General features: G+C 68.9%; 21 protein-coding genes. 7 read left to right on the forward strand and 14 right to left on the reverse strand.

Annotation, left to right across the window (positions count from 1 at the left end; genetic code table 11):
- On the reverse strand, positions 1–1,027 hold a 1,027-nt coding region (locus tag VKA86_07125; protein HKK70972.1), incomplete at its 3' end, for a DUF2891 domain-containing protein.
- Between the two features lie 160 nt (positions 1,028–1,187).
- Between VKA86_07125 and VKA86_07130 the strand changes: the two genes are divergently transcribed.
- Positions 1,188–2,876: a serine/threonine-protein kinase gene (locus VKA86_07130; protein ID HKK70973.1), complete on the forward strand. Its 1,689-nt coding sequence runs from the start codon at positions 1,188–1,190 to the stop codon at positions 2,874–2,876.
- 6 nt (positions 2,877–2,882) lie between these two features.
- Here VKA86_07130 and VKA86_07135 read toward each other — a convergent pair whose 3' ends face one another.
- The 5 genes from VKA86_07135 to VKA86_07155 form a co-directional block, all read right to left on the reverse strand.
- Complete coding sequence (locus VKA86_07135; protein HKK70974.1) at positions 2,883–4,877, reverse strand: serine hydrolase; 1,995 nt, start codon at positions 4,875–4,877, stop codon at positions 2,883–2,885.
- Positions 4,874–5,563, reverse strand: a complete 690-nt coding sequence (locus VKA86_07140) for a TetR/AcrR family transcriptional regulator (GenBank protein HKK70975.1) — start codon at positions 5,561–5,563, stop codon at positions 4,874–4,876. The genes VKA86_07135 and VKA86_07140 overlap by 4 nt, the downstream gene beginning before the upstream one ends.
- A gap of 25 nt (positions 5,564–5,588) precedes the next feature.
- Positions 5,589–6,437, reverse strand: a complete 849-nt coding sequence (locus VKA86_07145) for a MipA/OmpV family protein (protein ID HKK70976.1) — start codon at positions 6,435–6,437, stop codon at positions 5,589–5,591.
- Between the two features lie 113 nt (positions 6,438–6,550).
- A complete protein-coding gene (locus VKA86_07150) occupies positions 6,551–7,033 on the reverse strand; it encodes an anthrone oxygenase family protein (GenBank protein HKK70977.1) in 483 nt (160 codons plus the stop codon).
- Positions 7,030–7,899: an NAD(P)H-binding protein gene (locus VKA86_07155; protein ID HKK70978.1), complete on the reverse strand. Its 870-nt coding sequence runs from the start codon at positions 7,897–7,899 to the stop codon at positions 7,030–7,032. The genes VKA86_07150 and VKA86_07155 overlap by 4 nt, the downstream gene beginning before the upstream one ends.
- 157 nt (positions 7,900–8,056) lie before the next feature.
- On the opposite strand from VKA86_07155, the gene VKA86_07160 reads away from it, so the two are divergent.
- Entirely contained in the window at positions 8,057–9,043 is a 987-nt protein-coding gene (locus VKA86_07160; GenBank protein HKK70979.1) for an AraC family transcriptional regulator, read from the forward strand.
- 5 nt (positions 9,044–9,048) lie between these two features.
- On the opposite strand, the gene VKA86_07165 is transcribed toward VKA86_07160, so the two are convergent.
- From VKA86_07165 to VKA86_07175, 3 genes are read right to left on the reverse strand one after another with little or no spacing between them, the layout of a single operon-like run.
- Positions 9,049–9,189, reverse strand: coding sequence for a hypothetical protein (locus tag VKA86_07165; GenBank protein ID HKK70980.1), 141 nt, complete (start codon positions 9,187–9,189; stop codon positions 9,049–9,051).
- Entirely contained in the window at positions 9,186–9,320 is a 135-nt protein-coding gene (locus tag VKA86_07170) for a hypothetical protein (GenBank protein ID HKK70981.1), read from the reverse strand. Before VKA86_07170 ends, VKA86_07165 begins: the two co-directional genes overlap by 4 nt.
- 2 nt (positions 9,321–9,322) lie before the next feature.
- Positions 9,323–11,230, reverse strand: a complete 1,908-nt coding sequence (locus VKA86_07175) for a sodium:solute symporter (protein ID HKK70982.1) — start codon at positions 11,228–11,230, stop codon at positions 9,323–9,325.
- Positions 11,231–11,369: 139 nt separating this feature from the next.
- Here VKA86_07175 and ggt point away from each other — a divergent pair, with 139 nt between their 5' ends.
- Together ggt and VKA86_07185 are read left to right on the forward strand one after the other, a co-directional pair.
- Positions 11,370–13,067 carry a gamma-glutamyltransferase gene (gene ggt / locus VKA86_07180; GenBank protein ID HKK70983.1) on the forward strand — a complete coding sequence of 566 codons (1,698 nt, stop codon included), beginning with the start codon at positions 11,370–11,372 and terminating at the stop codon, positions 13,065–13,067.
- 106 nt (positions 13,068–13,173) lie between these two features.
- On the forward strand, positions 13,174–13,815 hold the full coding sequence (locus tag VKA86_07185; GenBank protein ID HKK70984.1) for a hypothetical protein: 642 nt from the start codon (positions 13,174–13,176) through the stop codon (positions 13,813–13,815).
- A gap of 50 nt (positions 13,816–13,865) precedes the next feature.
- Here VKA86_07185 and VKA86_07190 read toward each other — a convergent pair whose 3' ends face one another.
- Positions 13,866–14,033 carry a hypothetical protein gene (locus tag VKA86_07190; GenBank protein HKK70985.1) on the reverse strand — a complete coding sequence of 56 codons (168 nt, stop codon included), beginning with the start codon at positions 14,031–14,033 and terminating at the stop codon, positions 13,866–13,868.
- Positions 14,034–14,778: 745 nt separating this feature from the next.
- Between VKA86_07190 and VKA86_07195 the strand changes: the two genes are divergently transcribed.
- Positions 14,779–16,173 (forward strand): right-handed parallel beta-helix repeat-containing protein, encoded by a 1,395-nt coding sequence (locus VKA86_07195; GenBank protein ID HKK70986.1) that lies wholly within the window; start codon positions 14,779–14,781, stop codon positions 16,171–16,173.
- Between the two features lie 206 nt (positions 16,174–16,379).
- Positions 16,380–16,907, forward strand: coding sequence for a hypothetical protein (locus VKA86_07200; protein ID HKK70987.1), 528 nt, complete (start codon positions 16,380–16,382; stop codon positions 16,905–16,907).
- Positions 16,908–16,956: 49 nt separating this feature from the next.
- Here VKA86_07200 and VKA86_07205 read toward each other — a convergent pair whose 3' ends face one another.
- Entirely contained in the window at positions 16,957–17,613 is a 657-nt protein-coding gene (locus tag VKA86_07205) for a hemolysin III family protein (protein HKK70988.1), read from the reverse strand.
- Positions 17,614–17,814: 201 nt separating this feature from the next.
- Between VKA86_07205 and VKA86_07210 the strand changes: the two genes are divergently transcribed.
- Complete coding sequence (locus VKA86_07210) at positions 17,815–19,977, forward strand: S9 family peptidase (GenBank protein HKK70989.1); 2,163 nt, start codon at positions 17,815–17,817, stop codon at positions 19,975–19,977.
- Between the two features lie 53 nt (positions 19,978–20,030).
- On the opposite strand, the gene VKA86_07215 is transcribed toward VKA86_07210, so the two are convergent.
- From VKA86_07215 to VKA86_07225, 3 genes are all read right to left on the reverse strand, one after another.
- On the reverse strand, positions 20,031–20,897 hold the full coding sequence (locus VKA86_07215; protein HKK70990.1) for an aminotransferase class IV: 867 nt from the start codon (positions 20,895–20,897) through the stop codon (positions 20,031–20,033).
- Positions 20,898–20,910: 13 nt separating this feature from the next.
- Positions 20,911–21,600: a type 1 glutamine amidotransferase gene (locus VKA86_07220; GenBank protein ID HKK70991.1), complete on the reverse strand. Its 690-nt coding sequence runs from the start codon at positions 21,598–21,600 to the stop codon at positions 20,911–20,913.
- An 86-nt stretch (positions 21,601–21,686) separates the two neighbouring features.
- Complete coding sequence (locus tag VKA86_07225; protein ID HKK70992.1) at positions 21,687–23,072, reverse strand: cytochrome c peroxidase; 1,386 nt, start codon at positions 23,070–23,072, stop codon at positions 21,687–21,689.
- Between the last annotated feature and the right edge of the window lie 163 nt (positions 23,073–23,235).

Genomic DNA, 23,235 nt, shown 5'->3' on the forward strand with positions numbered 1-23,235 from the left:
CCTCGTAGTGCTCACCCGTCACCGCGGCCAGCCCGGCCTCTCGGTGCCGACCGGCCGCGTCCCGCAACGTCGACCGCCGTGGATCGTCGTCCGACAGCCCCGCCACGATCCCCTCGAGCATCCACGCGCGGCTCAGGTTCAGTCCGTCGAGATGCGCGAGCTTACCGTCGGACCGGTCGCTCACGATCGCGACGGGCAGCCAGGCCGCATCGACCCCGTCGGCCGGAATGCCCGGAAGGAAGGCATCGAGCCACGCCGCGAAGGCCCACGGATCGAGCACGCGACGCATCAGGTCGGCCTCGGCCAGACACGGCGACAGGAAGTCCTGACCCGACGGCTCGTAGGCCAGGTTGCACACGGTGTCGTCGGCGTGGAAGGCGAGTGCCTTCCTGCGCACCAACTCGCGAAGATCGTCGTCGCTGGCTTCCACGGCCCAGTCGTGCACCAGTCCGAGTGCGAAGGCGGTCTGGCTGTGCTCACCGGTACGGATGGCATAGGTCAGCTTCGGCAACCAGTCGCGGAACCGTTGCGCCGCTTCCTGCTCGAGTGGCTCCAGGGTCCGCGCCCAGCGTTGCGCGTCGGCGTCGTCCCACGCACGCAGTTCGTTCGCCAACTGCAGCAGCCACGCCAGACCGTAGGGACGTTCGAAGCTGGCGCGTCCTTCTCCGCGCAGATAGGCGACTTCGGCCTCGATGTTCGACGGGGTCAGGCTCCGCTCCAGCGCCGAACGGGCGGGCGCGGCGAAGTCGGCGTCGGGATACCGATGCGCCGCCCGTGCCAGCAGCCAGTGCCCGTGCACCGAACTGTGCCAGTCGTAGCAGCCGTAGAAGGCGGGCGTGAGCTCGTGCGGCTCGCCAACGTCGTCGGGGCCGTTCATCACGTGGGCGATCTTGTTCGGGTATTCCTGGTGCACGCAGTCCAGGGCCAGCGCGACGAAACGCTCGACCGAGGCGGCGTCGAACGAAGGCGTCGCGCTCATGGCCGGAACGGACAGGACGAGGAGAAGGGTCGTGACGGTACGGAACACATCGGGCCCACTTTCGCGGCGGAAGTCGAGAGACGACCGGACCCTCATCATCGAGGGCCACGGCGCGAATGACAACCGCGACGCCGCCTTGTGCCGTTCCCACCGCGTCGATACACTCCCCCCTCACCGTCCCGTTCCCTTCTCCGGAGCCGCGCGCACCATGGCTCGCGAGAGCACCCCCCACGCCGGTGTCGAGGCCGTCGCGCTCGGCGCGGGCAGCACCTCCGGCTTCGCCGGCCTGGCGCCCGAGATCCAGGACCAGATGTACCGCCGTCTCGGTGGCATGGGCCTGGTCTACGCCGGCGGGTGGGCGGCGAACTTCCTCTTCCACCGCGCCGTCCACCTGGGGAAGACGCTTCCCGTCTACCAATCCGTGATGGACGCGGTCACGGTGGCGTGCATCGTCGCCGGTCTCGCCGTGTGGTACGTCTGCCGCCGCCGCGTCGTGCCGGCCCGCGTCTTCCCGGACTTCGCCGTGGGTTTCCAGATCCTCGGTGGACTGGGCATCTTCTCCACGGTCTTCCTCTGGTTGGATCACGGAACGCGCTTCGTGCAGCGCGTGGCCGAAGCCATGGGCGTCGACCCCGCCCAGGCCGGTGAGCTGGTCGTCGCGCCGATCAACGAGGTCGGCCTGCGGCTGCTCTACACCGACGGCGTGACCTGGGTCGGGGTGTGGTTGCTGGTCTTCCCGCTCATGGTGCCCATGCCCATGGTGCGCACCGTCGTGGCCACGCTCGCCACGGCGTCGATGGTTCCCGTCGTCTTGATCGCCGCCATGTGGATCCAGGGCGTTCCCGAGGCGATCGAACCCTGGGCCTGGCCCTACGTCGTCGACGCCACGGTGCCCACCTTCATCTGCGCTGGCATCGCGATCTTCGGATCACGTGTGGTGTACTCCCTCGCGCGCGACCTCTCCAAGGCGCGCCGCATGGGCAACTACCAGTTGGTCGAGAAGATCGGAACCGGGGGCATGGGCGAGGTGTGGCGGGCCGAGCACCGCATGCTCGCCCGGCCGGCGGCGATCAAGCTGATCCGGCCGGAGGTCCTGGGCGTCGATCGCGGATCGTCGCAGGTCGCGCGCAGGCGCTTCGAACGCGAGGTACACCTGACGAGTCAGCTGCACGACCCCCACACGATCACCATCTTCGACTACGGCCAGACCCCCGACGGAACCCTCTACTACGTCATGGAACTGCTCGAGGGGATCAACCTCGACGCCTTCGTACGGCGCTTCGGTCCGGCCCCACCCGCGCGCGTGATCGCCTGGCTGCGGCAGGCCTGCGCCTCGCTCGAGGAGGCCCACGCGCTCGGCCTGATCCACCGCGACGTCAAACCCGCCAACCTCTACACCTGCCGCTACGGCCTGCGGACCGACTTCCTCAAGGTGCTCGATTTCGGTCTGGTGAAGCAACGAACCCCCGTGACCGGCGACGTCACCCGCATGACCGTCGAGCACCAGGCGATCGGCACGCCGGCCTACATGCCCCCCGAGCTCGCGATGGGATCCGAGGCGGATCCCCGCAGTGACGTGTACGCCCTCGGCTGTGTCGCCTACTGGCTGCTGACCGGGCAGACGGTGTTCGAGGGATCGGCCATGGAGCAGGCCGTGGCCCACGCGCGTGACGAACCGGTGCGGCCGTCGGCGCGCTTCGAACTCGACGTGCCGGACGACCTGGAGTCGGTGATCGTGGGGTGTCTGGCGAAGGCCCCCGACCGGCGGCCGGCCAGCGCACGCGACCTCGCGCGGCGGCTGGCGGCGTGCGCCGATGCCGGACGCTGGTCGGACGACGACGCCACCGGATGGTGGGACACGCATCTGCCGGAGGTCGGGGCGGTACCCGCGGGATGAGAACGCTCAGCGCCCCGCCCGGTGAACCGCCTCCACGGCCAGGCCGGCCAGACGCTGCTCCAGCTCCGGCACGAAGACTTCGGCTCCCACGTCCGTGTTGACCTGGAAGGCCACGGCCACCCCGTGGTCGCGGTGGAAGCGCATGCTCGTCACGGTTCCCGGGATCCATCCCGCGTGCCCACAGGTCGGTCCGAACGCACCTCCTTCGTGGAAGGCGACGCCGAGTGCGTAGCCCGATGCAGCCCCGACCGAAGGCTCCGGAGCGGTGACGGCCGGCCGGGTCGGCCCCTCGGTGAAGGCCCAGTGCGCCCACACGGCGAGATCACGGGCCGTGCTGGCGAGGCCGCCGGCGGCGCCTTCGATCGCCGGATCCCAGACCATCATCCCCCGCGCGTCGAGTGTGCGCCGCGGGAGACCGAAGGGGTCGTCCGCCGCCACGTGACCGCAGGCCAGCCCCGGTAGATCGCGTCGATCGGACGGTCGCGTCGACGTCAGGCCGAGAGGCGCGACGAAACGCTCCAGCACGAGTTCGTCCAGGGAACGACCGGCGCCCGCTTCGATCACGAGTCCGGCCAGCAGGTAGCCGGTGTCGGAATACGCGAAGCCTTCACCGGGCGCGAAGAGCGGCTCCCGGTCGAGCACGAGCCCGATCCACCGCTCGGCCGAGACGTCGGCCGACGGGTCGCCCCACTCGCGCGCGAAGATTTCCCGGAAGGCTTCGTCGTGCACGTGGTCGACCACGCCCGACGTGTGGTCGAGCAGATGGCGCAGCGTGATCGTCGCGTGGTTCGGCAGACGCTCGAACCACGGGCGATCGGCGAGCCATCGGGCGACCGGCTCGTCGAGGTCGACCACGCCCTCGTCGGCGAGAGAGACCGCGGTGGCCGCGACGAAGGTCTTGCCCACACTCGCGGCGAGCATCGGCGTGTCGGGGCGCATCGCGATCCCGCGCTCGACGTCCGCGAATCCACTCGCTGCCGTGTGCACCGATCCGTCGGGGAGAACGACGGCGGCCGTGATCCCCGGCAGGTCGTACTCGGCGCGCACCTCGCCGAGCGTTCGCGTCATTTCGTCGTCGATCATGGGGTTCGCGACCGCGCGCGGGGCCACGACCGCCACACCCACCGCGACCACGAGCAGCGCGGTGGCCGCGGGCACCCGGCGGGACCAACGGATGCGTCCCGCGTGCATCGACGGGCCGCAGGTGAGCACGATCGCCACCGCCGCCACGATCCAGGCCACCGTGAAGAACACCTCACCGCGCTCGGTGAGGGCGATCAGCTCTCCCGAAAGGTTCACCATGGCGTGCAGCACGACCATGATCAGGATGCTGCGCCGCGTGTTGATGTAGATCCACGACACGACCATGCTCAGCGCGACCACGCCCACGAAGAACAACAGCGCCTCGAGCGTGAAGAACCCCATCGAGGCATGGTAGGTGCCCGGAACGAAGAAGGCCGGCAGGTGCCACACCGACCACACCACGCCGAGGATCACACTGGCTCCCACCGCGCCGTGGCGTTCCATGAGTCGATCCTGCGCGTAGCCACGCCAGCCCATCTCCTCGAAGAACGGCACCAGGCTGATGATCCACAGCGACAGGATCTGCGTCGCCGGGTCGGCGAGGAACGCACCCGCCGCTTCGCCCCAGGATGGTCCGGCGCCGCCGAGCAGCCCGTCGAACGCACCCGATGCGATCTGCAGTCCGAAGGGAATCGCGACGACGGCGACCACCCACGGCCAGGTGAGGCGACGGACGTCGATCACGCGCCGCCAGAAGTCGCGGCGTTGCTCGCGGGTCCGGGTTCGTTGCGTGAAGTAGATGCCGGCGACACCCGGGCCGATCATCGCGCCCAGCAACAGGGCTCCGGAGAGTGCCGGTCGGTCTGACAGGTCGAAGACGATCAGGACGCCGCAGAGCGCCCACGTCCACAAGAAGGTGACGGCGAAGAAGGTCCAGGGACTCGACAGGGTCGAGGAGCGGGGGCTCGGTTCGTTCATGACCGTTCTCCTGGATCGCGATCCGACTGCGATCCGTCGTGGGGGTCGTCCTCGGCCGTCCTCGACAACCAGGCGAAGGAACCGGCCGGGGCGTTCAACAGGGTTTCGGCGAGGTCGGGAAACGCCAGCGATCGGCGCTCGATGGCGGTGCGATCCCAGGGGTAGACCCCGTCGTCGGTGAGGAACTGGACACCGGCGAGCAACAGCTCGGCGGCTTCGAGCGGGTGTTCGGTGCGGAAAACACCCTCACTGCAGCCCTGGGCGATGAGTTCGCCGAAGGGTGGGGCCATCTTCTCGACGAGCACCGCCAGCAGGCGCGTGTGGAGACGGACGTTGTCTTCGGAGTGCAGGTGTTCGGTGTTCCGGGTCTCCTCGTCGGTCCGGTGACCAGGAGCGAAGAAGGCCTCGATCTTCACGATGGCGTCTCCGTCGATCTCTTCCACGATCCGGACGCGGCGCTGGACGTAGTCGTCGGCCAGTTGGTCGACGACCGCCTCCATCAACGCCCCCTTCGACGGGAAGTAGTGGTAGATGGTGCCCTTGGCGATCTCGAGCGCCTTCATGACGTCGGTCGTCGACGTACGCTCGTAGCCCTTGTCGAGGAACAACCGGGTGGCGGTCGCCACGATCTCCCGGCGACGGATCTCGGGCTTCTTCACGGTGCGGGTCTTCTTCGCTGCGTTCACGACGTCGTTCCTCGACGAAGGTGGTCTAGAAGCGGTAGTCGGCCTGCACGCTCGCCGCGATCTGGTCACGCGTGACGGTGTAGGGGCTGTCGCCCGCGTCGCCGAGCAGGCGCGTGTGGACGACCACGGACGACACGCTGACGCGATCGGTGGCCACGAACCGGAGTTGTGCCGCGAGTCGGAGGTCGCGCAACCCGGCGCCGGCGGCGAAGGGTCCGTGGAGGTCATTGCTCTCCACCGCGGTGTACCACGCCCTGGCGAACTCGCCGTCCATGAACTCGAGCTGCGCCAGTGTCGCCACCTCGAACCGTTGCCCGACCGGCACCGAGATCATGTGCAGCAGCGAGAAGAGCGCGCCGTGGCGGAGCTCGTCGTCCCCACCGGCCTCGACCTCCGTCGGGTGATAGGCGGCGGCTCCTCCCACGATCCCGATCGGGGTGAGCGTTCCGAGGGTAACCGTGGTGTTCACCGCGTTCGACAGACTTGGCGAACCCGCGAGCAGTCGACGCGTCTCGTCGCCGTGCTCGATCTCGAAGCCGGCGACCGAGTAGACGTCGCTGTGGCGCTCGTCGCCCTGGTTCACGTTCAGGCCGACCAACAATCCGCGGTCGGGGTCGAACCAGGTGACGTCGACGCCCTGCAGCAGCGACGCCGACCACGACCAGGCACCTCGGCTCGACGAGGCCCGGAAGTCCAGGGTCGGGGCCACATAGGAGCGGTCCGAACCGGGGTAGACGGGCTCGGTGACGGCGGCGACGCCGAGGGACAGATCCCAGCCCTGCGCGAGCGCGGGCCGGGGGAAGAACAGGACGAAGACCAGAAGGGCAGCGATCCGAGCACCGCGTCGGGCTCTGGCGGGGGTCGTTCCGGTCATCGTGGGGGCTCCTCGGTGGGAGGGAAGGGATCCGGGACGCCAGGAAGGTAGTCATTGACCGACCGTCGGTCAATAATCTCCGCGCATCATCCCGAGGATCGCCCGAACGCCTCTCACACCAGCCCCACGACCATCGCCACCGACGCCACGACCGCTGCCGCCGTCCGGACGTGGTTCCAGACGACCCACCGCCGGAAGTAGGTCTCCCACTCGGTCTCGGCGGCCGGACCACCGGCATCGATCGCCGCCAGCCGCTCGTTCATGGGCACGTTGAAGATCCCGGTGACGAGGATCGTTCCGAGCAGGTAGAGCGCCGCGCCCACCACCAGCGGAACCGCACCGGCGATTTCGTCGATCACGACGGCGGCCACGACCAGGCCGAGGCAGAGCACCCCCGTTCCCAGGAAGACTCCCAGGAACGAGGGGTGCAGCACCGTGCGATTGATCGACTGCATCGCCTCGACCGCGGGCGCGGCGCCCAGCTCGTCGAGACCACGCATGACGAAGCTCGAGAAGGCATAGAACACCCCGGCGATCAGCCCGCAGCCGACTGCCGTCACGATCGACACGACACCCACGACGTCGGACCCGCTCATCGTGCCACCTCCGTCGACCACACGCCCGTCGACACCGTGCGTGCAACGTACTCCCGGAAGTCACGGGCAGGACGACCGAGGGCTTCCTCGACACCGTTCGTGAGCGAGGCGTTGCGGCCATCGAGAACCTCGCGGAACAGGAAGTCGAGCAGGCCCGCCGCGTTCTCGGGCACCCCGGCCCGGCCGAGTCCCTCGAGGAAGTCCTCGTGCGGGATCCGCAAGAATCGCACGTCGCGGCCCGTGGCATCGGCGATCTCGCCCACCGCTTCGGCGAAGGTCATCAGCCGCGGCCCGGTGACCTCCACCACCCGGTCGACGAGGTCGTCGGTCGTCAGCGCGGCTACCGCGACGTCGGCGATGTCGTCGGCGTCGACGAAGGGTTCGCGGACGTCGTCCACGGGAAGGGCGACCGTGCCGTCGACGATCGCGTCGAGCAGGAAGGCCTCGCTGAAGTTCTGCGCGAACCAGCTCGCGCGGACCACGGTCCAGGTCGCACCCGACGCGGCGACGATCCGCTCGCAGCGCTGGGCCTCGGCCTCGCCACGCCCCGACAACAGGACGAGCCGTTGCACGCCGGCTTCGGTCGCCAACCGCGAGAACCGCTCGATCGCCGCCGGCGCGCCCGGTACCGCCAGGTCGGGGTGGAAGGTCACGTAGGCGGAGCGCACGCCGTCGAGGGCCGGCGCCCAGGTCTGCGGATCGTCCCAGTCGAAGGGGATCGGTGCGCGGCGCGAGCCGTGGCGCACGGGGAGCCCCCGCGACGCGAGGCGCTCGACGACGCGGCGGCCGGTCTTGCCAGTGCTGCCCACGACGAGGACGGGGCGCTGCTCGTAAGGGGAAGTCGGTTCGGACGAACGGGACTGCATGGGATCGACCTTTCGGCAAGGATTCAGGGGGGCTCAATTGCTGTTCGTCCAAGCTACCGGGACATAAACGGACTATCCATGCCACTGAGTCCAACATCGATGCTCGATCATCCATTCTCCATTGCGCGATCAGGTCCGATGCCCGAGCATGGCCGGCATGGACACACCGCTGCTCCCCGACCCGCCCACCGAGGACTTCTGGGCCTCGAGCGACCCGCTGGGCGAAGTCCTCCACATGCTGCGGATGGGCGGAACCTTCTATGCCCTGTCCGAGCTGACCGCGCCGTGGGGCATGGAGATGCCGCCGCTGCCGAACACCCTGATGTTCCACGTGGTCACCGAGGGCCGCTGCTGGCTCGAGATGGACGCAGCACCGGCGCGCATGCTGCAGCCGGGCACACTCGCGCTGGTCCCGCACGGACGCGGCCACCGATTGGTGAGCGAGGCCGGAGGACCGGCCGACGATCTGTTCGCGATCCCCCGCGTGGAGCTGAGCGATCGCTACGAACTGATCCGCCACGGCGGTGGCGGCGCCCCCACCACCCTCGTGTGCGGGGCCGTGCACTTCGACGATCCCGCTGCTCGGCAGCTCATGGACCTGCTGCCACCGATGGTGTGCGTCGACGGCTGGAGCAGCGCCCAGGTCGAATGGCTGCACGGCACGCTCCGCTTCATGGCCACCGAGGCGAAGGAACTGCGACCCGGCGGCGAGACGGTGATCACGCGCCTGGCCGACGTGCTGGTGATCCAGGCCCTGCGCACGTGGATGGCGACCGACGACTCCACCGACGCCGGTTGGATCCGCGCGCTGCGCGATCCCCGGATCGGCCGGGCGATCGCATTGGTGCACCGAGATCCGGCGGAACCGTGGTCGGTCGAGTCCCTCGCCGCGGCGGTGGGGATGTCACGATCGGGATTCGCGGCACGCTTCCGCGAACTCGCGGGCGAGACGCCCATGCAGTACGTCACGCGCTGGCGGATGATGGCCGCCGTCGACTGGCTGCGCGAACCGTCGAGTTCGATCGTCGACGTGGCCGAGCGCGTGGGCTACCGCTCGGAAGCGGCGTTCAGCCGGGCCTTCAAGCGGGCGATGGGCATCGCACCGGGCGCGGTTCGAAGAGGCGCCGCGCTTCCACCGGCGTGAACGCCTCAGTCCCCGTCCTGCGAGAAGTGCCGGTACAGCCTCCAGGTCGCCACGAACGACACCGCGAAGAGCAGCGCCGGCACCACCCAGCTCCACACGAAGCCCTGCAACACGGGTTCGGCCGCCAGGGGCTGCAACTCGTTCATCGGTCGTCGTCCTCCCGGCCTCGGTCGCGCGGGCCACGCCGCCGGTAGCTCCACCAGGCCAGGCAGAGTCCGGCGAACGACGCCAGGTACGCGATGGTCATGCCGATCACCATGGCGAGTCCACGATCCACGCTCAGACCTCCTCGGCCGCGGTCGACGACCAGCGGTTGCGTTGCTCGAGCTCGCGCAGGTACGCGGCCTGCTGTTCCTCGTACTCGGCCGACACCGCGGTGAGCTTGGGATCGATCACCCACTTGATCAGCAGTCCACCGGCAATCGACAGCACCAGCGCGACCAGGCCTTCCACGCGCAGCAACAGCGTTCCGGTCACGCCGAGCATGAGCAGGGCCATGACCACCGGCGACAGGACGATCACGATCCAGTCCTCGCGGGTCCAGTCCTGCGCCTCGGCCGCGGTCCACTGCCGACGGATCAGCGGGCGGGGTCCTCGAGAGCGTGCGCGGGTCGGCTCGTCCTCGATCAGACCGCGGCGCACGGCCTCGCGGTGCACCGGGCCCCAGAACCCGAGCGGTCGCGTCATCACGTAGTAGCGCACCAGGTGGTCCATGCTCTCGGCCGGCGTGAGCAGGGTGACGGGCAGGAACACGGCCGCGCCCAGGGCGAGCAGCAGCCAGAACTGCTGGTAGTCCTCGAGCATGGGAATCACGCCGAACTCGGGCAGCACCCACACCACCAGCCAGCTCACGCCCAGGTTGGCGATCCAGCCGCCCAGGTAGCCCCAGGCGTTGAAACGCCACCAGATCACCTGCAGCACGTTCGGCAGCCACACGCCGGCCATCATCAGCCACAGCGCGAAGATCAGCCAGCTGGTGATGTCCTCCATCATCAATCCGTAGAAGAACGAGCCCACCAGCAGGACGAAGGTCGAAGCCCGGCCCACCCACACCAGCTGACGCTCGCCGGCGTCGGGCCGCAGGTAGCGCTGGAACAGATCGCGCGTGAAGTACAGCGCGCCGAGGTTGAGGTGCGACGAGATGGTCGACAGGTGGATGGCGAGGATCGCCCCGAAGAACACTCCGGCGAGCCCCGCCGGCAGCAGTTCGAAGCCCAGACGGAACCAGCCGAGTTCGTAGGACGAGGTCTCGGTGATCGCCGGCGCCATCGTGAAGAAGGCCAGGATGCCCGCCGCCCAGAATCCGTTACGGATCAGCGTGACCGCGCCGCCGGCCCACAGGCCCCAGGTGGCGTCGCGCACCGTCTTCGCGCTCTGGATCCGCTGCGCTTCGACGTACCAGTCGATGCTCGTGCCCATGCCGAAACCGCCGAGCACGGCGATCACGAGCATGGTCACGAACCACAGCGCGGGGAACTCGCCGCTGGTCCAGCCGGTGAAGGCGAAGGCGTCCAGGCGCCAGGCCTCACCCAGTTCGACGACGCGCTCGGTCACCCCGGTCGGCCCACCGGCCGCGGCCACGCCCACCAACGACACCAGGACGATCGCGAACACCGCCACGATGCCCTGCAGGAAGTCGCCCATGACCACGCCCCAGTAGCCGGCGGCGAGCGTGTAGATCGCGCAGATCACGCTGGGAACGACCAGGCCCACCCACACCGGCCAGTCGAAGGCCAGGTTGCACACCTTGCCCATGGCGATGCCCACCCAGCCGAGGATGAACATGTTCATGAACACCTGCCATCCGGCCATCCAGCCGCGCAGCATCTCCGCGCCCAGGCCTTCGAAGCGCAGGGTCTGCCACTCGGCCTGCGTGTAGGCCAGCGAACGACGGAAGATGCGCGCGCTGACGAAGGCGCCGATCGCCGTCCACGCGGTGAAGAAGGTGAACCACAGTCCACGCAGGCCGTGGCTGTAGATCACGCCGGTGATCCACATGGGCGTGTCGGTGGCGGTGTGCGTGCTGAACACGCTCGAGGCGGGCAGCCACCAGGGCAGACCGCGCCCGGCCAGGAAGAAGTCGCTCTCCGAACGCCGGGCCAGGCGGTAGAAGAAGAAGGCGCCGCCGACCATCAATAGCAGGAAGGCCACGGCCCAGAGGACATCGGCGAGCGTGAAGTCGGCCAAGGCGGCGTCCCGCGCAGGAGGAATGCAGTGTGGGCCAGTCTACGGCGTCGGCGGATCGGGCTCAACGACGGACCCTTCTGTCGCACGCACCGATCCGTTATGCTGCCCCGTCGACTTCCCTCTTCCGACGGAGCTCTCCATGACCCGCGCTGTCGCCCTTCTGCTCGCCCTCGCCCTGATCGCCCCCACCGCCGGCGCCGCCGACCGGATCACCGGCGAGCCCTTCGCCACGCGGTCCGAGGTCATGGCCCTGAACGCCATGGCGGCCACCAGCCAACCCCTGGCCACGCAGGCCGCGCTCGAGGTCATGCGCGCGGGCGGCAACGCGATCGACGCGGCGATCGCCGCGAACGCGGTGCTCGGCCTGGTCGAGCCGACCGGCAACGGAATCGGCGGCGATCTCTTCGCGATCGTCTACCACGCCGAGAGCGACGCCCTGTTCGGCCTGAACGCCAGCGGACGCTCGCCGCAGTCGCTGACCCTCGAGTGGTTCGAGGAGAACGGCCACGACTCGATCCCGCCCTACGGCCCGCTGCCGGTGACCGTGCCCGGCACCGTCGACGGCTGGTTCGAACTGCACGACCGCTTCGGTCTGCTGTCCATGGAACAGGTGCTCGCGCCGGCGATCCGCTACGCGCGCGAGGGATTCCCGGTGAGCGAACTGGTGGCCCACTACTGGAACCGCAGCGTGCCGATCCTGTCGGAGAACCCGGGCTTCACCGAGCAGATGACGGTCGACGGCCGCGCGCCGCGCGACGGCGAGATCTGGCGCAACCCCAACCTGGCGAACACGCTCGAGAAGATCGCGATCGAGGGACGTGACGTCTTCTACCGCGGCGAGATCGCGCGCACGATCGCCGACTTCATGCAGGAGAACGGCGGTTTCCTGTCGTACGAGGACTTCGCGGACCATCGCAGCGAGTGGGTCGAGCCCGTCGGCACCGACTACCGCGGCGTCACACTGTGGGAGCTGCCACCGAACACGCAGGGCATCGCCGCCAACCAGATCCTCGAGATCCTCGAGGGCTACGACCTCGCGAGCCACGGCTTCGGTAGCTACGAACACATCCACCTGTTCACCGAGGCCAAGAAGCTGGTGTTCGAGGACCGTGCGAAGTACTACGCCGATCCCGACTTCTGCGAGGCTCCGATCGAGGCGCTGGTGAGCGAGGAGTACGCGGCCGAACGGCGCGCGCTGATCGACATGGACCGCCGCGCACGGAGCTACGACGCCGGCGACCCGAAGCTCGAGGACGGCGACACCGTGTACCTGGCCACCGCCGACGGCGACGGCAACATGGTCAGCCTGATCCAGTCCAACTACCGCGGCATGGGCAGCGGCATGACCCCGCCGGGCCTGGGCTTCGTCCTGCAGGACCGCGGCGAGCTGTTCACGCTCGAAGAGGGCCACTGCAACGTGTACGAGCCCGGCAAGCGTCCCTTCCACACCATCATTCCCGCCTTCGTGACCCGCGACGACGAGCCGTGGATCGCCTTCGGCGTGATGGGTGGCGCCATGCAGCCGCAGGGCCACGCGCAGATCGTCATGAACCTCGTCGACTTCGGCATGAACCTGCAGGAGGCCGGCGACGCCCCGCGCATCCGCCATCGCGGCAGCAGCCAGCCCACCGGCGAGACCATGACCGACGGCGGCACGCTGAACCTCGAGACCGGCTTCGACTACGCGACGATCCGCGCCCTGCTCGCCGCCGGCCACGACGTGCAGTTCGCGCTGGGGCCCTACGGTGGATACCAGGCCGTGATGCGCGACCCCGAAACGGGAGTGCTGATCGGCGCGTCGGAGTCGCGGAAGGACGGACAGGCGGCGGGGTTCTAGGCTTCGGCGACGACCGACGGCCCACGGGGGAACCCTTGACGAGCGCGACCCCGGGACAGGATCATCCAAGGGCTCCCGCGGAACCCCTCACGCTCGGAGGTCCCTCTTGTCGCTCCGTCGACCGCCGGTGTTCCTCCTCTTCCCGCTGGTGCTCTGCCTCGCGCACTCCGCGGCCCGTGCCGAGGCCTGGACCCTGTCGATCCCCTCGCTCGACGGCACCTACGAATCGTGGTCCGAGACGACCGACGGACCCGTCGAGCACGTGATCGAAGTCCCCGTCGACGTCCCGGCGAGCGTGACCGTCATCCGCGGGGCGACACTGGCCGCGACGCTGCAGCGCAACGACGGGACCGTCCGCTGTTGCTTCGGTGAACCCGAACCGTGCTCCCGGAGCCCGGAGACACCCCGGGTCAGCTTCGCGATCGACACGCCCGAGGGCTGCGGCGATCGGTTCTTCTACGCCGAGAACATGTTCTTCGTCGAGGGCGAGCCCGCCGGCGAGTGGTGGTTCGGTTCGTTCCAACCGAGCGGAACCTCCGACTGCGGCGAGGGCTTCGACTACCTGCGAGAAGATCCGGTCCTCACGCTGCGGATCCGTGTCGGAGCCAATCCCTTCATCCTCGCCTGCGGCTGGTACGAACCGGCCTCGATCGACCTGACCGGGCTGACGATCAGCTTCGAAGTGGATCGTGTGGTGGACGGCGGCGCGAGCAGTTGGGGTGCGGTGAAGGCGTTGATGGGTGGGTGACGCCTCCGTGTGCGACGCGCGTCACTTCCGCACCGGAAGTCGCCACCGGGCTACCTCTCCACCACCCGATACCGCTCCAGTACCGGCACCTCGGTGTCGCGCGCGGCACACCACAACCGTCCTTCGCGATCGATCGCGTAGGGATAGCCCGGCGCGTCGACCGCGCCGCGATGGTCGAGATCTGGGCCGTACACGAAGATCCTGCGCTGCCACCGCACCGGTGCCTCGGGATCGTCGAGGTCGGCGTCCTCGGGATGCCGACGGCTTCCGTGGATGAGGATCGTGCCCGGGTGTGAGCGTGATCCGTCCCCGCGCGAGGGCCTGCGCCCAGTGCGGGAGCAGTGCGTCTGTCCAGAAGGTCGTCTCGGCGAAGGAGCGCTCGTGGGTGCCGTCGGCTCCGAGCACGTGCACGAGCTGCGGCTGGAACGGTTCGGACTCGCCGTTCATCCGCGCGTAGCTCATCACGATGCGACCGTCGGCGGCGATCGCGAGGTCGCGCATGTCCTGACTGCCGTCACCACGGGCGAGCGTGCGGATCGGCTCGCCGCCGGGGTCGACGGTCACACTGCAGATCCGTCCGAACTCGGCCTCGGTCCCGCGCGTGTCGAGGACGAGATCGCATTCGAAGGTAACGGGATCGTCCGCCCGAGCGAGAACGGGGATCGTGAGGGCGGCCAGCACGGTCAGCGCACGTCCGATCCACGACGATCGCAATCCCACTTCCGCCGCGGAAGCGACGGCCTCCGCGATCGCGTGCAGAGAGATCCAGCGTGCGGCCATGAGTCCCTTCACTGTCGTTCGGGTCGATCCGTGCGAACCTGCGAAGACGCAATCTCGGTCATTTCCCGAGCGGAGTCCACAGCCTCCGCGGCGCACGAACCCCATGCGTGACAAACGACCCGCGAACGCACATAGTCGACCCACAGGCTCCCGATCCTGCTTCGATCCGGAGGCCTGCGCCCGATGCGGTGCCCGACCCGCGCCCGTCCCCTTCCCGCCCTCGCCGGGGCCCTCGCCTTCTCCGCGGTCTTCGCCCTCGTCGCCTGCGGGGACGACTCCGGCGATTCCGGCCCGACGAACCCGACGCCCGATCCCGTCGACGTCGGGATCGAGTTCTTCTTTCCGTCGTGGGCCGACGCCACCCCGGACACGGTCGTCGAGCTGGTCCACGACGACGATCTCAGCGACAGTGAGAACGGCGACCGCCTACGCGATGCCTTCCTCGCGCTGACTCCGGGAATGCACCTGCGCATCGGCGAAGGAACCTGGGCCGTGGCCTCGCAGCTCCGGATCGACGTCGCCGCCGATGCCGACGCACCGGTGTTCGTCGAGGGCGCGGGCACCATCCCACCGCTGATCGTCCGGCCGAACACCCTGCAGAACCTGATCGACGTCGGCCTCACCGCGAGCGCCCGAGCCGTCGCGATCCGCGGCCTCGACCTCCGCGGTGGCGTCGAGGTCATCCGGCTGCACGACGCGACCGACGTCTGGGTCGACGACTGTCGCCTGAGCGCGGCCTCCGGTTCGGGGATCTCGACGGCACCCTTCCTCCACCGCCGGATCCGGGTGACGCGGTGCACGATCACCGGGCTGGGCGAGAACGGACCGGGCATCGTCCTGGGGCAGGCGGGAGGAACCGAGCGCACCGAGGAGGCCGTGATCGTCGCCAATACGATCCATGACCTGACCGGCCCGTTCTCCCGTGGAATCCTGCTGCATCCGGGCAGCACGGGTTCGGTCCGTCGCAACGTCGTGCGGAACGTCGACGGAGCCGGGATCGTGCTCTTCGGCAGTGACGATGCGGCGTCGACCGTGTGGCGGAATCGAGTCCTCGACGTGGGTGGTCCCGGAATCCAGGTCACCCGGCGGGTGGTCGTCCGGAACAACGTCGTCCTGCAGACGGCTGGTGCGGCCTTCCTGTCGAACGAGCGTATCCTTGACGGCGAGCGACGCCTGCGCCCTGGCTTCGTCGACCTGATCAACAACACCTTCGTCAGTGCGAGCGGACCAACGGCGGTCCGGCTGCAGGGCTGGATGTCGGGCGAAGCATCCGGGACCACGATGCAGGGCAACGCGATCCTCACCCGCGACGGAATCGCCCTGCGCAGTGACACACCGACCTCGGTGATCGGCCTGCTCAACGCCATCAGCGGACCCGTCGACGGGATCGACGAGGGATTCTACGTGGGCAACGGCCTCGACGACTTCGTCGCCCTGACCTGGGATCTCAGGTCGACGGACGTCATACCGGCGGCGGGTAGCGCTCTGCTCGACCAGCTCGACGACGACCTTCCCTTCGACATCGACGGTCGGGTGCGGCGCCCGCCCTACGACGCGGGCGCGGTCGAGCGCCCCTGAGGCACCCGACCGAGGTCGCACCCGCGCCCACGGAGACGACTCCCTCCGACGAGAACCGTTCCGGCCCCGCCATCCTGGGTGAACTCCCCCGTCCAGGATCGGGGCGCGCACGTGTGCGCCGAGGACACGGATCGTCAGACTGGGGAACCGTCGACGCGCCGTCCACGACGACGCGCCCATCCACGTTTCCGAGGGAGGAATTCGAAATGCTGCGTGGAATCACGATGACGACCCTGGTCACCCTTCTCGCCCTGAGCTCCGTGGCCGGCGCCGCCGAGCGCAGGGGTGAGTTGGCCCTGGGCTTCTCCAGTGCCGACGCCCCGGTCGGTGTCCGCTACTTCACGAGCGACCGCTTCGCCCTCGACGTCGGCCTGGGCTTCGAGTCCACGGACGTCGTGGTCGACGGCACCGGCGACACCGATACCGCGACCAACTTCTTCGTCGAGGGTGGCGCCACCTACATCCTCTACGACTACCTCGACAGCTACTTCTTCGTGCGCCCGGCGATCATGTTCGCCAGCTTCGACGATCTGGCACCCACGGGGCTCGAGAGCCGGTTCCGCGGAGAACTGAACCTCGGCGCCGAGGTTCGCCTGGCCGACCACTTCGGCTTGACCTTCGAGCACGGAATCGCCGTCCAGTCCGATTCGCCCCAGGACGACGGCGACAGTCTGACCACCATCGAGACCCTGGGTCAGAACGCGACCCGGGCGGGGGTCTGGTTCACCTTCTAGACGCGTCCGGTGTCGTGCGCCCGCGGTTTCCGGCCCGGGCGCACGACCGTCACTGCATCGATCGCGGCCCCACCACGTAGAACAGGACCGAGAACACGTGGCATGCACTGCCGGCCAGCACGAACAGGTGCCACACGGCGTGGTGGTACTTCAGGGAATGCCACTGGTAGAAGATCACGCCGAGCGTGTAGAAGGCCCCGCCGGCGCCGAGCAGGACGAGCCCACCGGTCGGCAGGGATCCCAGCAGGGGTTCGATGGCGACGACGATCATCCAGCCCATGATCAGGTACAGTGCGAGCTGGATCTTCCGTCCACGTCCCTGGAACACCGCCTCGAGCACGATCCCGACCACGGCCACCCCCCACACCACCCCGAAGATCGACCAGCCCCACCCGGTGGGCATCTTCACCAGCATGTAGGGCGTGTACGTCCCCGCGATCAGCAGGAAGATCGCCGAGTGGTCGAGCACTTCGAACACGCGCTTGGCCCGGCCGCGGGGCAGCGCGTGGTAGAGGGTCGACACGGCGTAGAGCAACACCAGCGTCGCTCCGTAGACGCTCGCCGCCACCACCGCGATGGGCGTGGCGAAGCGCACGGCGAAGACGATCAGCAGCACCTGGGCGGCGATGCCGAGCAACAGACCGACACCGTGGGTGATGCTGTGGGCGATCTCCTCGGCAACGGTGTAACGGTCGGCTTCGCGCATCGGTCCTCGCCGCGAGGGCCCGACTCGCCACTGGCGAGCCCGGTCAAGATCATGATCAAATGGCCCGGAACGACGCCCGGAACCCACGGAAGGCCGGCAGTGTAACCGGTCCGAGCGCGATCGCGTAGACCGCAACGGTTCGTGCTATCCTCGCCGACCTTCGTCGAAGCAACCGTCCGATTCCACCCCGGAGTCCCTTCCATGCACCGAATCCTGAACCAGCGCCGCACGGTGGCCCGGCTGACCGCCGTCGTCCTCGGCACCCTGCTGTGGAGCGTCGCCGCTCCCGCCCTCGCCGACGAGCCGACTCCGCCGGAGGCCGACCGCCGCCCGCACGAGATCACGATCCACGGCGACACGCGCGTCGACCCCTACTATTGGCTGCGCGGCCGCGAGGATCCCGAGGTGATCGACTACCTCGAGGCCGAGAACGAGTACGCCGAAGAGGTGATGGCCCACACCGAGGACCTGCAGGAGGAGCTGTTCGACGAGATCGTCGGCCGCCTCGATCCCGACGACTCGTCCGTGCCCTACGAGCTGAACGGCTACTGGTACTACACGCGCTACGAGGAGGGGAAGGACTACCCCGTCTACTGCCGCAAGAAGGGCAACCTCGACGCGCCCGAGGAGGTCATGGTCGACGCCAACGCGCTGGCCGAGGGCCACTCGTACTTCGCCCTGCGCGGCCTGACCGTGAGCAGCGACAACCAGATGATCGCCTACGCGGTCGACACCGTGGGCCGGCGCGAGTACACGGTGCACTTCGAAGACCTCGAGACCGGCGAGGTCCTCGACCAGACGATCGAGGACGTCACCCCGAACATCGTGTGGGCCGAGGACGCGCGTGTGCTCTTCTACGCCGCCAAGGATCCGCAGACCCTGCGCTCCTACCAGATCTGGCGCCACGACGTCGAGCGCGACGACGAGGACACGCTCGTCCACGAAGAGACCGACGACATCTTCTCGTGCTACGTCACCAAGACGAAGTCGCGCGAGTACCTGGTGATCGGCTCGTCGCACACCCTGACCTCCGAGCACCGGATCCTGTCCGCCGACGAGCCCTACGGCGACTGGACGGTCTTCGAGCCCCGCGACCGGGGTCACGAGTACTCGATCGACCACGCCGCCGGCCGCTGGGTGATCCGCACCAACTGGGACGCGCACAACTTCCGGCTGATGGAGGTCGCGGGCGACGACACGGGCCGCGAGAACTGGACCGATGTGATCGCCCACCGCGACGACACCCTTGTCGAGCAGTTCGAGCTCTTCTCGGACTTCCTCGTGGTGCGCGAGCGCCGCGGCGGCCTGCCGCACATCGTAGTCCATCCCGACGAGGGCGAGGCCTACTCGATCGAGTTCGCCGACCCCACCTACGCGGCCTGGATCACCACCAACCCCGAGGTCGACACGCACACGCTGCGCTACGTCTACACGTCGATGACCACGCCGTCGACGACCTACGACTACGACATGCGCGCGCGCACGCAGGAGCTGAAGAAGCGCACGAAGGTGCTCGGGGACTTCGATCCCGACGACTACCAGAGCCGCTACCTGTGGGCCGAGGCCCGCGACGGCACGCGGGTGCCGATCTCGCTGGTCTACCGCAAGGACCTGCTCGACCGCGGCGAGAACCCGCTCCTGCTGTACGGCTACGGCTCCTACGGCTCGAGCATGTCGGCCACGTTCTCGAGCTCGCGCCTCAGCCTGCTCGACCGCGGCTTCGTGTGGGCCATCGCCCACATCCGCGGGGGCGAGGAACTCGGCCGCGAGTGGTACGAGGACGGCAAGCTGCTCAACAAGATGAACACCTTCACCGACTTCATCGACTGTGGCCGCTACCTCGCCGAGGAGGACTGGGGCGACCCCGATCGTCTGTACGCCTGGGGCGGCAGCGCCGGCGGACTGCTCATGGGTGCGGCCGTCAACATGGCCCCGGCTCTGTTCGACGGCGTGATCGCATCGGTGCCCTTCGTCGACGTGGTCACCACCATGCTCGACGAGACGATTCCGCTCACGACCTTCGAGTACGACGAGTGGGGCAACCCGAACGATCCGGTCTACTACGAGTACATGTTGAGCTACTCGCCCTACGACCAGGTCGAGCCCCAGGAGTACCCGCACCTGCTGGTCGCCGCCGGTCTGCACGACAGCCAGGTGCAGTACTGGGAGCCGGCCAAGTGGGTGGCCAAGCTGCGCGCCACGAAGACCGACCACAATCGCCTGCTCCTGTACACGAACATGGAAGCGGGCCACGGCGGCGCCTCGGGCCGCCTGTCGCGGCAGAAGGAGACGGCGCGCAACTACGCCTTCCTGCTCGATCTGGCCGGGGTGGCCGACCGCGCACCCGCCAGCTCGATGTACTGAGCGCGTGCGATCCACGGCGGAGGACGAATCACCTCCGCCGTGGATTCCGCGGTTCAGGGGTGCAGGGCGAAGTAGGCGTCCTGGATCCGGCGAGTGATCGGCCCGACCCGGCCGTCACCCACGGGCCGCCCGTCGATCATGGTCACCGGCATGATCTCGGTGGTGGTCCCCATCACGAAGGCCTCGTCGACGCGGGGGAACTCGTCGACGGCCACCGCCCGCTCCTCGACCGGGATGCCGAGCTCACCGCACAGCCGCAGCACGACCTCGCGGGTCACGCTCGGCAGGATGCGCTTGCCCGAGGGATGCGTCCGCAACACCCCGTCGCGCACGAAGGCCACGGTGGTGTGCGATCCCTCGGTGACCACGCCGTCGTGCACGAAGATCGCCTCGCGCGCGCCCGCACGACGCGCGTCCTCGCTCGCGAGCACGTTGGCCAGCAGGGCGATGGTCTTGACGTCACAGCGGCCCCAGCGCTGGTCCTCGAACGTGGCCGCAGCCGCTCCGTCCCGCCAGGCATCGATCGGCGGATCGAAGTACCGGGCCCGGGCGTACACCGTGGGCGGCGTCGAGGCGTCGGGGAAGACGTGCGTGCGCGGCGCCACCCCGCGCGTGACCTGGACGTAGATGCTCGACGGTGAGCCCTCGAGCCCGTTGCGACGGATCAACTCGGGAAGGACCTCGCCCAGGGCGTCGACGTCGACCCCGCGCAGGCGGATCTCGTCGAGGCTCGCACGCAGACGTTGCAGGTGTCGGTCGAGTTCGAAGAGGACCCCGATGCCGCCATCGGGCGACGGATAGTAGCGGATCGACTCGTAGACGCCGTCGGCGAACAGGAAGCCCCGGTCCTCGGGAGAGATCCGGGCCTCGGCCAGCGGCACGAAGCCTCCGTTCAGGAAGACGACGGCATCGTCGGACATGGCGACGGCTCCTTCAGCACGACCACGAGCGCGACCACTCCTCCACCACGACTTCCAGCGCCGCGTGCGATGACTCGAGGTCGGCGTCGAGGATCTCGGGCGCGCTCTGCACCCAGCGGCCCGGGGCCAGGTCGTCGGGGCAGTTCTCGACCAGGGCGGCGACGGCGGCGTGGTCCATCTCGAGGTGGTACTGGATCCCCAGCACCGCGGCTCCCACCGCGAAGGCCTGGTGGTCACAGCCCTCGCTGCGCACGAGCAGCCGTGCCCCACGGGGGAGTTCCCAGCGGTCGCCGTGCCAGTGCAACACGCGCGGAGGCGCGGTCAGGGCGCGGGCCAGCGGCTCGTCGCCCACCGGCTCGACACCGAACCAGCCGATCTCGCGCTCGGCGTTCGGCGCCACACCGGCACCGAGCGCCCGCGCGATCAACTGCGACCCGAGACAGATACCGAGCATGGGGTGGCCGGCGTGGAGAGCCGCACGGATCCACCGCACTTCGCCGTCGAGCCACGGGTGGCGAGCGACGTCGTTCACGCTCATCGGTCCGCCGGTGACGACGACCACGTCCCCCGCGCCGATCAAAGGGAGTTCGCCCCCCTCGAACACCGGAACGACGACGACCTCGAAGCCACGCTCGCGCAGCAACGGGGCGAGCCGGGCGGGCCCCTCGAAGGGAACGTGTTGCAGACAGAGGGCTCGGGGCACGGCGCACGCGTCCGGGAACGAGACGCGCGCAGGATAGCACGAAGACGGCCCTCCGGAAGTCCCGGAGGGCCGCCCGAGGGAGGGCCTCAGTTGCCGATCACCGGCGGCAGCACCGGCGGCGGGGCCAGACCGCTGGGCACCTCGGCCGGGACGGTCGGATCGATGTACGGGCTCAGGATCCGTGTGGACGTCAGGCTCTCGAGGAAGGCGACCAGGTCGTCGCTCTGCGACTCCACGAGCCCGAGCGGGCGCACGAAGGGATGCACCGCGTCGGGTGGAAGCCCTTCGTCGTTGCCGCCGCGGTCGAAGAACTCGACCACCTGCCGCAGTGTCTGGTAGTCGGCGTCGCCGGCCGTGCCCACCCCACCGGTGTGGAAGTAGGGCGCGGTCAACGCCACGTTGCGCAGCGACGGGGTGCGGAAGGCCCAGCGGTTGGCCGGATCGAGCTGTGCCTCGGGGTTCGCCGCGAAGCGACCGATGTCCGATCCGTCGCCGCGCTCGTGGATCGGCGGCTTGCCCGGTCCGCCCTGCTTCACACCCAGTGCCCGGAACTCGAAGTCGCTGAACGTGGGACCGCTGTGGCAGTCCACGCACCCGACCTCGTGGAACAACCACAGGCCGCGCTTCTGCGACGGCGTGAGCGCGTCGTCGTCGCCACGGGCGAAGCGGTCGTAGGGACTGTCGCCCGTGATCAGCTCACGCTCGTAGGCGGCGATGGCCCGCGAGTAGGTGTTGCCGTTGACGGCGAATTCCTCGAAGTCCTCGGGGACTCCCAGTTCGTCGAGCACGCCCGGGAAGGCGTCCATGAACAACTGCACGTATTCGGGCACTCCCCGCAGCTTGTCGATCACCTCGCCGACCGCGTCGTGCGTCGTGTACGAGTCGTGGCGCATCTCGTCGCGGCTGCGCAACGGCGAACGCGCCTGCGCCTCGAGACCAGAGGTACGACCGTCCCAGAACATGCGCCCGTCCCACGGCCCCTCGCCGCTTTCGAAGGGGAGGTTCCGGCCCACGTCGAGCACGGTGGGCGAGTTGCGCGGCGTGAAGAACTCCCAGGTCTCCAGACTGGCCTCGCCCCGGGGCAGACCGCGCTCCCGATCCGGTCCCAGGCCCTCCCCACCGACGCCGATCGACAATCCGCGGCCGTCGCCCCACGCGAAGGCCGGGTGGTGGCAGTGGCCGCAGGAGATGTCTTCGGGTCCGGACAGCAACGGATCGAAGAACAGGAGCCGTCCGAGTTCCACCCTCTCGGCGTAGCCCGCGTCGGACGGGCGGTTTTCGGCCGGGTAGGGCACGGTCTCCGAAAGAGGCCAAAGCTCGAGTTCGGTACGGATCCGCTCGGTGAGCTGGGCCTCGGGATCGGGTCCGGTGTCGCCCGGATCGGTCGGTGAGTCGTCGTCCGAGCAACCCACCGGACCCATGACGAGCAACCCGACCAACAGCAACATCGCGCTACGCAGTTCGAAGGTCATGACGTGCTCTCCGGATCAGCGGACCAGCGTGAGGGGAGTCGACTGCACGCGGCCGTCGGCCTCGACGACAAAACGATAGGTCCCACTGGCCACGGTTCGACCCTGCGTGTCGGAGCCGTCCCAGGTCAGCGACTGCCACGTGCCACGAGGACCGGATTCGAAG

Source organism: Candidatus Krumholzibacteriia bacterium, from assembly GCA_035268685.1.
Taxonomy (GTDB): Bacteria; Krumholzibacteriota; Krumholzibacteriia; order JAJRXK01; family JAJRXK01; genus JAJRXK01.

Bases quoted from the DNA above. Each gene is read 5' to 3' on its own strand.
- VKA86_07130 (HKK70973.1), top strand. From the start codon at position 1,188: ATGGCTCGCGAGAGCACCCCCCACGCCGGTGTCGAGGCCGTCGCGCTC.
- VKA86_07135 (HKK70974.1), bottom strand. From the start codon at position 4,877: ATGAACGAACCGAGCCCCCGCTCCTCGACCCTGTCGAGTCCCTGGACC.
- VKA86_07145 (HKK70976.1), bottom strand. From the start codon at position 6,437: ATGACCGGAACGACCCCCGCCAGAGCCCGACGCGGTGCTCGGATCGCT.
- VKA86_07150 (HKK70977.1), bottom strand. From the start codon at position 7,033: ATGAGCGGGTCCGACGTCGTGGGTGTCGTGTCGATCGTGACGGCAGTC.
- VKA86_07155 (HKK70978.1), bottom strand. From the start codon at position 7,899: ATGCAGTCCCGTTCGTCCGAACCGACTTCCCCTTACGAGCAGCGCCCC.
- VKA86_07160 (HKK70979.1), top strand. From the start codon at position 8,057: ATGGACACACCGCTGCTCCCCGACCCGCCCACCGAGGACTTCTGGGCC.
- VKA86_07165 (HKK70980.1), bottom strand. From the start codon at position 9,189: ATGAACGAGTTGCAGCCCCTGGCGGCCGAACCCGTGTTGCAGGGCTTC.
- ggt (HKK70983.1), top strand. From the start codon at position 11,370: ATGACCCGCGCTGTCGCCCTTCTGCTCGCCCTCGCCCTGATCGCCCCC.
- VKA86_07195 (HKK70986.1), top strand. From the start codon at position 14,779: ATGCGGTGCCCGACCCGCGCCCGTCCCCTTCCCGCCCTCGCCGGGGCC.
- VKA86_07200 (HKK70987.1), top strand. From the start codon at position 16,380: ATGCTGCGTGGAATCACGATGACGACCCTGGTCACCCTTCTCGCCCTG.
- VKA86_07205 (HKK70988.1), bottom strand. From the start codon at position 17,613: ATGCGCGAAGCCGACCGTTACACCGTTGCCGAGGAGATCGCCCACAGC.
- VKA86_07210 (HKK70989.1), top strand. From the start codon at position 17,815: ATGCACCGAATCCTGAACCAGCGCCGCACGGTGGCCCGGCTGACCGCC.
- VKA86_07215 (HKK70990.1), bottom strand. From the start codon at position 20,897: ATGTCCGACGATGCCGTCGTCTTCCTGAACGGAGGCTTCGTGCCGCTG.
- VKA86_07225 (HKK70992.1), bottom strand. From the start codon at position 23,072: ATGACCTTCGAACTGCGTAGCGCGATGTTGCTGTTGGTCGGGTTGCTC.